The organism is Kitasatospora sp. NPDC036755 (genome assembly GCF_040636595.1).
Classification (GTDB): domain Bacteria; phylum Actinomycetota; class Actinomycetes; order Streptomycetales; family Streptomycetaceae; genus Kitasatospora.
In genome coordinates this window covers 1-11541 of record NZ_JBEZUT010000086.1, presented here as the reverse complement: position 1 = coordinate 11541, position 11541 = coordinate 1, and the positions used below count along the sequence as shown (strand labels likewise).

The window sequence follows — 11541 nt, the reverse complement described above, 5'->3', positions numbered from 1 at the left end:
GGACGAGGACGGCGGGGGCGAGGGGCCACCGGGTCGCCGGGGGCGGGGGGCGTTACATTGAGGCGGAGAGGGGCGCCGGTCCGGAACGGGGTGGCTGATGCACTCGATCACCGAGTGGCTGAGCGGTCTGTCCGGCCCGGTCGGGTACCTGGTGGTCGCGGGCCTCGTGTTCGTCGAGGACGCCCTGTTCTTCAGCTTCGTCGTCCCCGGTGAGACCGCCGCCGTGCTCGGCGGGTTCCTCGCCCAGCAGGGCCGGATCTCCCTCGGCTGGATCATCCTGTTCGTCGTCTGCGCGGCCGTCCTCGGCGACACCGCCGGCTACGAGATCGGCCGCCACATCGGCCCGAGGATCCTCGACACCCGCCCGATGCGGCGCCACGCCGGCCGGGTCGACCGGGCCCAGGAGCTGATCCGCCGGCGCGGGCCGGCCGCCGTCTTCTTCGGCCGCTTCGTCGCCTTCTTCCGCGCCATGGTGCCGACCCTGGCCGGCATGTCCCGCATGCCCTATCGCCGGTTCCTGCTGTTCAACGCCCTCGGCGGCCTCCTCTGGGGTGTCGGGTTCACCCTCCTCGGGTACTTCGCCGGGGCGGCCTACACCCGGGTCGAGAGCACCGTCGGACGGGTCCTCGCGCTGGTGATCGCCGCGGGTGTGGTCGTCGCCCTGGCCGTCTGGTACCTGCGCCACCGCAGGTCCGCCGCCCGCGCCGAGGAACGGGGCGAGCGGGAACCCGGGGACGGGCGGGACCGGCGGCCTTGAGCACGGTGCGTCCCGGGCCCCGGCAGCGGGCCGCCCTGGCCTTCCGCCGGCTCACCCGGGTGCCGCTCGGCATCGTCGTCCTGCTGGTGACCACGTCGCTGCTCCTGGCCGCGCCACGGGTGCACGGCACCGGTGTCCTGGCGTTCTTCAGCGCAGTCCGGCTCACGACGGCCCGTCCTGGTGGGCGCCCGGATCGCCCCCCGCCACCGGGAACGGGGCCCGTGAGGGGGCCAGTGGCGCCGCGGTCACGTCCGGCGGCGCGGCTCCCGGACCCGGGTTACGGTCGGAGGGCCGGCCGCCGCCGTACCGACCGGCGCCGTGCGGGACCGGGACCGTCCGGCAGCGCCCTCCCGGTTCGAAACGGTTCGAAACGGTTCGAAACCGCACATCCGGGGCAGCCGTCCGGTATCCCATCCGTCGAAGCCCAGAACCCGGGAAGGGGAACGAGCCCATGACCACATCCGACGACCACGGTGCGCAGCCGGACGAGCCGACGCGGGAACGGTCCGCCGAGGAGCGTGCGATCACGGCCCCGACGCCGCGCGATGTCCGGGCGAAGGCCGAGGGCCCGGTCGGGGCCCGGGAGCGCTCCGCCGAGGAGCGCTCCATCAGTGCGCCCACCCCGGCCGACGTCCGGCGGAAGGGGCAGCCGGACGAGGACGAGGAGCCCGAGCCGCCCGCGGCGGACACCGTGGCGCCGTGAGGCTCCACGCGGTCACCCGTACGCGCTGACTCCCGAGCCCCGCCCCCGGCGACCGTTGTGCCGGGGGCGGGGCTCGGGAGTCTTCCGGGGCGGATCGGCCGGAGCGGCCGGGGTTCTCAACTCCGGTTCTCGGCCTGGAACATCCAGCTGTGCTTCTCGAGTTCCGCCGTGAGGCCGATCAGCAGGTCCTGGCTGACCGGATCGGCCGGCCCGGTCTCCTCGATGTGTACCCGCAGGCGCCCGATGACCGCGGCGAACGCCGTCACCAGGTGCTCGACGACCGCCTTGTCCGCCGTCCAGCCCTCGGGGAAGCCGGGCAGGCCGCTGGTGGCGGCCACCGTGGCGGCCCGCCCGTCCGGGCTGACCCCGATCGCCGCCGCGCGTTCGGCGACCTGGTCCGCGAAGTCCCTCGCGGTGGCCACCACTTCGTCGAGCTGGAGGTGGACGGATCGGAACCGGGGCCCGTAGAGGTTCCAGTGCGCCTGCTTGGCCACCAGGGAGAGGTCCAGCAGGTCGACCAGGGTGCCCTGGAGGGCGTTCCCGACCGTCTTGCGTTCGGCTTCCGGCAGCGGGCTGCTGATGACGATGCCCATCGCTGACATCCTTCCGGTTGGGGGGAGCCGTCGGCCGGCTCCGCACGGGTGGTGGAGGCCCTCCGCCCGGCCGTCGGCGCGTGTACGGTCCGGGTGGCCGGTGCACGGGGCCCGGCCTCGGCCGGGCACGGCGTCTCCGGGGCCCGGCCGCGCCGGGGCGCGGACGAACGACCGCCAGGGCGGCGGGATCGTCCCGCGACTGCCCGATCCCTCGCCCCGGAAACCACCCGATCGGCGGATCACTCCGGGCGGGCGCTCGCGCCGGCGGGCGAGGAATACGCCCCGGGCGGGCGGGTAACCGAGCGCTGCCGCCACCGGCCGTCCGGGCCGGGGGGCCGACCGGTGCCAACGCCAGAACGGGAGTTCACCGCATGACCGTCGCCACCTCCTGGTCCACCGCCGTCACCCTGCCCGAGGGCCCGTACCCCGACGTGGCCGTGGAGGCGCAGCTGCGGTTCGACACAGCCTCGCCGTACGCGGTGTGCCTGGCCTTCCCCCCGCTCGGCGAGGACGACGGGGCCCGGTGGACCTTCGCGCGCGAGCTGCTGGACCGGGGACAGCACGCCCCCACCGGCTGCGGGGACGTGACCGTCTCCCCCGGGCCGGAGGGCCGGGTGCTGATCACCCTGCGGTCCCCGTCCGCACGGGCCGTGATCAGCGTCCCCGCGGAGGTCGTGGCGGCGTTCCTGCTGGACTCCTTCCGCCTGGTACCGGCCGGCACCGAGGCCGCGCACCTGGACATCGACGCCGCTCTCGCCCGACTGCTGCCCTGATCGGAAGCGGGGGCATGCCACCGGGCGGTCGGGGTAGGCGGGCGTCACGCGGCGCCCCGGCCCCGGTCCTCCCCCCGGGGCCGGGCCCGCGGCCCGAACACCAGGACCGGACCACCAGGACCGGACCACGACGAGAGGAGCGGACCATGCCCGTCCCACCGCCCACGGCCACGCCCGACGGACCGTCCCTGATCGCGGTCGCCGTGCCCGCCCTGGCCCTCGCCGTACTGCTGATCGGCGCGCTCGCCTGGGGCAACCACCACCTGAACCGCCGACGGCCGCGGCCGGGCAGAGGAGCGGCCGCGGCCCGCGCCGACTCCTGGCGCACGCCCGACGGCGACGGTCCGCGCCCTTCGGAGCGGGAGCCCGCCGATCGCGAGGAGGGCCGGTCCCCGGACCGGCGGGCTCGGAACGCGCGGCCGCCCCGACGGTCCTCGTGAGGGCCGCGGGCTCCGGGGCCCGCCGTCACCAGCGGGCGTGCACCTGGGCCCGGATCCGCCGGTCGTACAGGTCGCGGACCGCGGCCAGGGTGGCCTCCGGCAGCGGCGGCAGCTCGCCGGCGGCCGCGTTGGCCCGGGCCTGCGCCACGTTGCGGGCGCCGGGGATCACCGTCGTCACGCCCGGCTGCTGGGTGACCCACCGCAGCGCCGTCTGCGCCGCGCTCGCGCCCTCGGGTGCGAGCCCGGCGAACTCCGCCGCCGCCTCGACGCCCGTCGCGTAGTCCACGCCGGAGAAGGTCTCCCCCTGATCGAAGGACTCGCCGTGGCGGTTGTAGGTGCGGTGGTCGTCCGCGCCGAAGACGGTGTTCGCGTCGTACCGGCCGGACAGCAGGCCCGAGGCCAGCGGCACGCGGGCGAGGATCCCCACCCCGGCGGCCTCGGCGGCGGGCAGCACCCGCTCCAGCGGCTTGAGCCGGAACGCGTTCAGGATGATCTGCACGCTCGCGACGTTCGGGCGGGCGATCGCGGTCAGGGCCTCGGCGCAGGTCTCCACGCTCACCCCGTAGGAGGCGATCCGACCCTCCTCGACCAGGGTGTCCAGGGCGTCGAAGACCTCGTCCGAGGAGTAGACGGGCGTCGGCGGGCAGTGCAGCTGCACCAGGTCGAGCCGGTCCACGCCCAGGTTGTCCCGTGAACGGTCGGCCCAGGAACGGAAGTTGGCGAGGTTGTAGTGCTCGGGCCGCTGCTCGGCCCGGCGGCCGAACTTGGTGGCGACGAACACCCCGGCGTCCGGCCGGTCCTTCAGGAAGCGGCCGATCAGCCGCTCGCTGCGGCCGTCGCCGTAGACGTCGGCGGTGTCGAAGAGGGTGACGCCGGCTTCCACCGAGGCCTCCAGCACGGCCAGGGCGTCCTCCTCCCGGACGTCCCCCCAGTCGGCGCCGAGCTGCCAGGTACCGAGTCCGACGATCGAGACGGGGCGGCCGGTGCGGCCGAGTACGCGCTGTTCCATGGGCCGAGCCTCTCACGCGCCGGCCACCGCGCACCACGCCTCCGCGGCGCCCTCCCGTACCGGCGCCGCCGACCGGGAGGACGGGGCCGTTCGGACCAATCCGCGGCGCGATCGGCTCCGAACACCCGGGTACCACTTTCCTGACCCCCCACCGCACCATCTGCGAGGCCCCGCCCGTGACCGTCTCCATCGCCCTGTTCACCCAGGACCTGCGGCTGAACGACAACCCCGTGCTGCACGCCGCCCGCTCCACGGCCGAGCGGGTCGTCCCGCTGTTCGTCCTGGACCCGGCCGTCGAGGCCGCCGGCTTCGCCGCGTCCAACCGGCAGGCCTTCCTGGCCGACTGCCTCACCGACCTGGACGCCTCGCTGCGCCGGACCGGTTCGCGGCTGATCGTGCGCCGCGGCGAGCCCGCCGAGCAGACCGCCCGGGTCGCCGCCGAGGCCGAGGCCGCCACCGGGGCCGCGACCGGGTCCGCCGCGGTGCACGTCGCGGCGGGCGTCAGCGGCTTCGCCCACCGCCGGGAGGAACGGCTGCGCGCGGCCCTCGGCGACCGCCTGCACGTCCACGACGCCTCGGTGACGGTCGTCCCGCCGGGCCGGATCACCCCGGCCGGGAAGGACCACTACGCGGTCTTCACCCCGTACCACCGGGCCTGGCAGCAGGCCCCCCGCCGCACCGTGCTGGGCGCGCCGCGGGCGATCGACACCCCGGACGGCATCGGCAGCGAGAACCTCCTGCTCACGGGACCGCTCTCGCCCGCGCTGCCGCCCGGGGGCGAGTCCGCCGCCCGCCGGCAGTGGCGGCGCTGGGACGTCGACGCGTACGCCGAGGTGCACGACGACCTCGCCGGGGACGCCACCTCCCGGCTCTCCCCGTACCTGCACTTCGGCTGCCTGTCCCCCACCGAGCTCGTCGAACGCGCGCTGCGGCACGACGGCGAGGGGGCGCGGGCCTTCGTCCGGCAGCTCGCCTGGCGGGACTTCCACCACCAGGTCCTCGCCGCCCGCCCGGACGCCGCGCACCGCGACTACCGGGCCCGGGACGACCGCTGGCACCGGGACGAGCGGGAGGCCGAGGCCTGGCGGCGGGGCCGCACCGGCTACCCGATCGTCGACGCCGGGATGCGCCAGCTCGCCGAGGAGGGCTGGATGCACAACCGGGCCCGCCTGCTGACGGCCGGCTTCCTCGCCAAGAACCTGTACCTGGACTGGCGGATCGGCGCCGCCCACTTCCTGTCGCTGCTGGTCGACGGGGACGTGGCGAACAACCAGCTGAACTGGCAGTGGGTCGCGGGCACCGGCACCGACACCCGACCCAACCGGGTGCTCAACCCGCTGCGCCAGGCCGACCGCTACGACCCGGACGGGGCGTACGTGCGCCGCTGGGTGCCCGAACTCGCCCACCTGTCCGGGCCGGCCGCGCACCGCCCGTGGCTGCTCGGCCCCGTCCCCGGCTACCCGGCCCCGCTCGTCGCCCCGGAGGCCCTCACGGAGCGGTTCCGCCGGGGCCGGGGCCTGGACTGAGCCCCGGGCGCGCCCTGCGGGCGGTGGCCACGGCGTGGTACCCGGGTACCACGGCTCCGGCGAGGACGGGCCCCGGGTACCGCGGACCGGCCCGCTCGCGAACCTAGCGTGGGAGGTGTCGGCGGCCGGGAGGGCCCGGCCCACGAGCAGGAGGGCGAGCGATGATCGAGGCGCACCAGCTGACGAAGCGGTACGGGGAGAAGACCGCCGTCGACCGGCTGGACTTCACGGTCCGGCCGGGTACGGTCACCGGCTTCCTCGGGCCCAACGGGGCGGGCAAGTCCACCACCATGCGGATGATCGTCGGACTGGACGCGCCGACCGGCGGCTCGGTGCGGGTCAACGGCCGCCGCTACGCCGAGCACGCCGCCCCGCTCCAGGAGGTCGGCGCGCTGCTGGAGGCCAGGTCGATCCACCCGGGCCGCTCGGCCTTCAACCACCTGATGGCGCAGGCCCACACCCACGGCATCCCGCGCCGCCGGGTCGAGGAGGTCATCGAGCTGACCGGCCTGCGGTCGGTGGCGCGCAAGCGGGCCGGGGCGTTCTCGCTCGGCATGGGCCAGCGGCTGGGGATCGCCGCCGCCCTGCTGGGCGACCCGGCGACGGTGATGCTGGACGAGCCGGTCAACGGTCTCGACCCCGAGGGCGTCCTGTGGATCCGCAACCTCCTCACCTCGCTCGCCGCCGAGGGCCGCACCGTCTTCGTCTCCTCGCACCTGATGAGCGAGGTCGCCCTCGTCGCGGACCACCTGATCATCGTGGGACGCGGCCGGCTGCTGGCCGACACCACCGTCCGGGAGCTGGTCCGCCAGGCCGGCGGCGACGCCGTCACGGTGGCCTGCGCCGACCCGGGCGCGCTGCGCACCGTGCTGGCCGGGCCCGGCGTGGAGATCACCGGGCGCTCCGGCTCCGAGGAGCTCCTCGTCACCGGCCGCACCGCGCGCGAGATCGGTCTGGCCGCCGCCGAGCACGGCATCGCCCTGTTCCAGCTCGCCACCCGCACCGTCTCCCTGGAGGAGGCGTTCATGGACCTGACCCGGGACGCCGTCGAGTACCAGGGCGGCACCACCGCCGGCGCCACCGCCGGCCGCGCCACCGCCGACACCGACACCGCCACCGACACCGCCATTGCCACCGACACCCCGAGGAGCGCGGCATGAGCACCCTCGCACCCAGCCAGACCGCCGCGCCCGCCGGCCCCGGCCCGGCGCGCCCCGCCTACAAGGTGACCGCCGTCCGCGTGCTGCGCTCGGAGTGGGCGAAGCTGTGGTCCCTGCGCTCCACCTGGATCACCCTCGGCCTGGCCCTGCTCTTCCTGGTCGCCTTCGGTCTGATCGCCGCCGTCCAGTTCAAGTCCAGGATCGACTCCGGACGGCACATGGACCGGGACTTCGCCGACGCCTCCGCCCTGAGCCTCTCCCTGTTCGGCACCAACTTCGCCCAGCTGGCGCTCGGCGTCCTCGGCGTACTGATCGCCGCGGGCGAGTACTCGACCGGCATGATCCGCTCCACCCTGGCCGCCGTTCCCCGCCGGCTGCCGGTCCTGTGGTCCAAGGCGGCCGTCTACGGCGTGATCGCCCTGGTGCTCGGCACCGTCGGCGTGTTCGTCGCCTTCCTCGCCGACAGCGGCATCCTCTCCGGTACCCGGGTGGCGATGGACCTCTCCAGCGCCGGTGCCGTGCGCGGCCTGCTGGGCGCGGGCCTCTACCTCGCCCTGGTCGGCGTGATCGGCGTCGCCCTGGGCGCGCTGCTGCGCTCCGTGGCCGGCGGCATCTCGGTGCTGGTGGCCTCCCTGATGCTGGTCCCCGGTCTGGTCTCGCTGCTCCCCACGTCCTGGCAGAGCCACATCAGCCCCTACCTGCCCAGCCACGCGGGCGAGGCGATGTTCGCCCTGCACCACGACACCACCACCCTGTCCCCGACCGCCGGGCTGCTGGTCTTCCTGCTGTGGACGGTGCTCGCGCTGGCGGGCGCAGCGGTGCGGCTGGTGCGCAGCGACGTCTGACAGACTCCGGTGCGGCGCCCGGTCCTCCGGGTGCCGCACCGTTCCCGTCCCACCCCCGTCCTCGAACGACGCACGAGCCCCGAACGACAGGTGACGACCGTGAGCCGCCTCGACACCCGGGATCCGGTCCCGTCGCCGCCGGTGCCCGACCCGTTCCCCGCACATCCGGCCTTCGCCCGGATGGCCCGGCTGAGCCAGCGCATCCGGCAGGCCGACCGCGCCCACCCGTGGGTGCTGGACGCCGCCGTGGTCCTCGGGGTGGTCCTGCTGTTCTGCCTGCCGGACCTCCTCCACGCCGAGGTCGAGCACCCCCGTGAGCACCGGATCCGGTTCACCCGGCTGCCGCCGGCCGCGGTGCTCGCCGTGCAGGCGGGCCTGGTGCTGCCCCTGCTGTGGCGCCGGCGGCGCCCGACGGCGGCGTTCGCGGCGATCATGACCGTCTTCGTCGTCCAGTGGTCGCTGGGCGCGGCGCTGCGGGCCGACGCCGCCCTGCTCGTCGCCCTCTACAGCCTGGCCCTGCACGGCCGGCTGCGGCACCTGGCGTGGGCGTGCGCGGCGATGGCCGCGGCGACCGGCCTGGTCGCCGTGGAGGTGTCCTCGGGGCTGCCCGTCGGCGACGCGCTGTTCTTCCTGTTCAGCGCCACCACGGCGGCCGTCGCCCTGGGCATCGCGGTGCGGATCCGGCGGGCCCAGCTCGCCGGGCTGCGCGAGCGGGCGGCCCGGCTGGAGATCGAACGGGACCAGCGCAGCCGGCTGGCCGCCGTCACCGAGCGCACCAGAGTGGCCCGGGAGATGCACGACATCATCGGCCACAACCTGTCCGTGATCGTCACCCTCGCGGACGGCGGCGCGTACGCGGCCGGGGCCAACCCCGAACGCGGGCGCGAGGCGCTGCTGCTGATCGGCGACACCAGCCGCCAGGCGCTCGGGGAGCTGCGGCGGATGCTCGGGGTCCTGCGCGACCAGGGCGACGAGGCCGCCGAGTTCACCCCGCAGCCGGGCATCGCCGACGTCGACGGGCTGTGCGCGCGCATCCGCGCCGCCGGGCCCCAGGTGGTGTACACGGCCGCCGGGGACTTCGACGGCCTGGACCGCGGGGTGCAGCTGATGGCCTACCGCATCGTCCAGGAGTCGCTCACCAACAGCCTGAAGCACGCCGGCCCCGCCACCCGCGCCCAGGTGACCCTCACCTCCGGGGAGGACCGGCTGCGGGTGCGGGTGCGGGACAGCGGCCCGCCCGAGGGAACGCCCCCGCCCGGGCGGCCGCGGCGCGAGGGCCACGGCCTCGCGGGCATCCGGGAGCGCGCGGCCCTGTACGGCGGCACCGTCACCGCGGGCCCCGGGCCCGGGGCAGGATGGACCGTGGAGGCCGTACTGGACCTCACCCCCGACCCGACAGGCGGCCCCGCGTGACCACCCTCCTCATCGTGGACGACCAGCCGTTGCAGCGGTACGGCTTCCGCATGCTGCTGGAGAGCCAGCCCGACACGGAGGTGGTCGGCGAGGCCGCGCACGGCGCGGAGGCCGTCCGGCTCACCGCCGACCTGCGGCCGGACGTCGTGCTGATGGACATCCGGATGCCCGGCATGGACGGCATCGAGGCCACCCGCCGGATCGTCGCCAGTGGCGGACGCTCGCGCATCCTCGTGCTGACCACCTTCGACCTCGACGAGTACGCCCACTCCGCCCTGCGGGCCGGGGCCAGCGGCTTCCTCCTCAAGGACGCCCGCCCGGAGGAGCTGCTGTCCGGGATCCGCGCGGTGGCGGGCGGGGACGCCGTCGTCGCCCCGGCCGTCACCCGGCGCCTGCTCGACGCGTACGCCCACCACCTGCCGACCCGGCCGCCGGGGGCCGGGCCGGTCGAGGACAGCCGGCTGAACGCCCTCACCGACCGCGAGCGGGAGATCCTGGTGGCCGTCGCCCGGGGCTGGAGCAACGGCGAGATCGCCCGGCGCCTGGTGCTCGCGGAGTCGACGGTGAAGACCCACGTCAGCCGGGTGATGGCCAAGATCGGCGCCCGCGACCGGGTGCAGGCCGTGATCTTCGCCTACGACCGCGGGCTGACCCGGCCCAACCCGCCGCTCTGACGGCGGCGGGCCGGACCGTTCGGGTCAGCCCGTCCGGATCAGGCCGTCCGGGTCAGTCCGTCCGGATCAGGCGAGCTTCTGGCAGAGCAGCGCGGACGGCCGTGCCGCCCACAGCTGCCACCAGGGCTGGCTGTAGGCCATGCCCGCGACGACCTCGTCGTCCGCGCACTGGCCCTTGGCGAAGCCGTACGAGAAGTCGCCGCCCCGGGCCGCCGCGGGGCGGTTGTCGCCCTTCTCGAACCACAGCGTGCGGGTGGAGGTCCCGAGCGGCGCGGCGGACCGGGCGCACAGCGCGCCCATCGTCCGGCCGTTGCGGCTGTACCCGGTCACGACCGATCCGGCCGGGCACTGGGCCTTGGCGTAGCCCGGCGCCCAGTCGGCGGTCACGTAGGTGCCGCCGTGGTCGACGACGTACGAGCGGCCGGCGTCCCAGAGGTCCGGCCTGGTGGCGTCCGTGCACAGGCCGTTGTCGCCGCCGTAGCTGAGCCCGATCAGCCGGCTGCCGTCGGGGCAGGAGGCCTTGAGCGCGTACGGGTCCCAGTCCGGCCGGGTCTTCAGGTAGTCGGAGTGGGGGTCGTCGAACAGCCCGGAGCTGAGTGCCGTCCAGCGCACCAGGCGCACCGGGGGCTGCCCGGCGCTCACCGAGGCGAGCGGCCATTCGCGGTGGAAGGCCAGGAAGGGCAGGTCCGCCGAGAGGACCGGGGTGCCCAGGATGACGAGCCTCGCCATCAGCGCCCCGTTGATGTCGAGTCCGCCGTAGAGGGTCGCCGTGCCGTTGACGGCCGGGGTGGCACCGGCGCCGTCGAGGACGATCGAGCCGTTGACCTCGGCCCGCAGGTACGGCTCGATGGACGCCTTCACGCCGACCGTGTCGTACAGGGCGATCGAGCCCTCGGCGAGCAGGCCGGCCTTCGCGGAGGCGGAGCCCTTCAGGTCCAGGCGCAGCGGGGTGACGGTGGAGCTCCCCGGGTCGGTGGTGGTGGTCCAGCCCGGGCCCTTGACGTAGTCGGAGTGGACGCCCCACTGGCCGTCGTACGCCTGCTGGGCGTCGAGGGTGACGGTGCCGTCGGCGCTGACGTCGGCGGAGAGGGTGAAGGCCAGGTTGATCACGACGGGCAGCGGGCCGACCATGACCACGGGGCTGGCGCTGTAGGTGGCCAGGGGGATCCGGACGGGTCCGGTGTTCGCGGTGAGGTTCGCGCTGACGTGCCAGTCCGCGTGCGCGCCCAGGGTGAAGCCGACCCGGGCCTGCTGGGGGTCGATCGCGCCGAGGCCGCCCTGGTAGGAGAAGTCGATGGCCGGGTGGAGGGAGACCGAGCCGGCGAGCCGCGCCGAACCGCCGTCGGGCAGCGGGACGGTGGCGTCGGCGGTCAGCCCCAGGCTGCCGGACACGGTGCCCTGGCCGGAGGCGGCTCCGAGGTCGGTGGTGACCTGGACGCCGCCGATCTGCGGCCGCACCTGGAAGGTGCTCGGGCTGACGGCGCTGCGCAGGTTGGTGGTGGTGCCGCCGAGCAGTTCGGGGAGGGTGGCCGGGCGGGTGGTGACGGCGACCGTCCCGTCGGCGGCCGGCTGCGCGCCGGTGACGGCGACCAGCGCGCCGTGCGGGGCCGCCGGGGTGGGCGGACTGTCGATCAGCTGCCCGGGCCGG

The 11541-nt window shown here is 75.5% G+C and carries 12 protein-coding genes; 9 read left to right on the top strand and 3 right to left on the bottom strand.

Features of this window, described 5'->3' with window-relative positions; all coding sequences use genetic code 11:
• Positions 1-97 precede the first annotated feature (97 nt).
• A complete protein-coding gene (locus AB0E96_RS15580) occupies positions 98-757 on the top strand; it encodes a DedA family protein (RefSeq protein WP_359823366.1) in 660 nt (219 codons plus the stop codon).
• Positions 758-1208: 451 nt separating this feature from the next.
• A complete protein-coding gene (locus AB0E96_RS15575) occupies positions 1209-1460 on the top strand; it encodes a hypothetical protein (protein WP_359823363.1) in 252 nt (83 codons plus the stop codon).
• Between the two features lie 116 nt (positions 1461-1576).
• On the opposite strand, the gene AB0E96_RS15570 is transcribed toward AB0E96_RS15575, so the two are convergent.
• On the bottom strand, positions 1577-2053 hold the full coding sequence (locus AB0E96_RS15570) for a DNA starvation/stationary phase protection protein (protein ID WP_359823361.1): 477 nt from the start codon (positions 2051-2053) through the stop codon (positions 1577-1579).
• Between the two features lie 371 nt (positions 2054-2424).
• Here AB0E96_RS15570 and AB0E96_RS15565 point away from each other — a divergent pair, with 371 nt between their 5' ends.
• Both AB0E96_RS15565 and AB0E96_RS15560 read left to right on the top strand, forming a co-directional pair.
• Positions 2425-2826 carry an SsgA family sporulation/cell division regulator gene (locus AB0E96_RS15565; protein ID WP_359823359.1) on the top strand — a complete coding sequence of 134 codons (402 nt, stop codon included), beginning with the start codon at positions 2425-2427 and terminating at the stop codon, positions 2824-2826.
• A 146-nt stretch (positions 2827-2972) separates the two neighbouring features.
• Entirely contained in the window at positions 2973-3266 is a 294-nt protein-coding gene (locus tag AB0E96_RS15560) for a hypothetical protein (protein ID WP_359823357.1), read from the top strand.
• Between the two features lie 25 nt (positions 3267-3291).
• On the opposite strand, the gene AB0E96_RS15555 is transcribed toward AB0E96_RS15560, so the two are convergent.
• Positions 3292-4275 carry an aldo/keto reductase gene (locus AB0E96_RS15555; protein ID WP_359823354.1) on the bottom strand — a complete coding sequence of 328 codons (984 nt, stop codon included), beginning with the start codon at positions 4273-4275 and terminating at the stop codon, positions 3292-3294.
• A 176-nt stretch (positions 4276-4451) separates the two neighbouring features.
• Here AB0E96_RS15555 and AB0E96_RS15550 point away from each other — a divergent pair, with 176 nt between their 5' ends.
• From AB0E96_RS15550 to AB0E96_RS15530, 5 genes are all read left to right on the top strand, one after another.
• A complete protein-coding gene (locus AB0E96_RS15550) occupies positions 4452-5801 on the top strand; it encodes a deoxyribodipyrimidine photo-lyase (RefSeq protein WP_359823352.1) in 1350 nt (449 codons plus the stop codon).
• Between the two features lie 161 nt (positions 5802-5962).
• A complete protein-coding gene (locus tag AB0E96_RS15545) occupies positions 5963-6961 on the top strand; it encodes an ATP-binding cassette domain-containing protein (RefSeq protein ID WP_359823349.1) in 999 nt (332 codons plus the stop codon).
• Positions 6958-7806 carry an ABC transporter permease gene (locus AB0E96_RS15540; RefSeq protein ID WP_359823346.1) on the top strand — a complete coding sequence of 283 codons (849 nt, stop codon included), beginning with the start codon at positions 6958-6960 and terminating at the stop codon, positions 7804-7806. Before AB0E96_RS15545 ends, AB0E96_RS15540 begins: the two co-directional genes overlap by 4 nt.
• Positions 7807-7986: 180 nt before the next feature.
• Positions 7987-9219: a histidine kinase gene (locus tag AB0E96_RS15535; RefSeq protein ID WP_359823406.1), complete on the top strand. Its 1233-nt coding sequence runs from the start codon at positions 7987-7989 to the stop codon at positions 9217-9219.
• Positions 9216-9893 carry a response regulator transcription factor gene (locus AB0E96_RS15530; RefSeq protein WP_359823344.1) on the top strand — a complete coding sequence of 226 codons (678 nt, stop codon included), beginning with the start codon at positions 9216-9218 and terminating at the stop codon, positions 9891-9893. Before AB0E96_RS15535 ends, AB0E96_RS15530 begins: the two co-directional genes overlap by 4 nt.
• 66 nt (positions 9894-9959) lie before the next feature.
• Here AB0E96_RS15530 and AB0E96_RS15525 read toward each other — a convergent pair.
• On the bottom strand, positions 9960-11541 hold a 1582-nt coding region (locus AB0E96_RS15525; RefSeq protein WP_359823342.1), incomplete at its 5' end, for a hypothetical protein.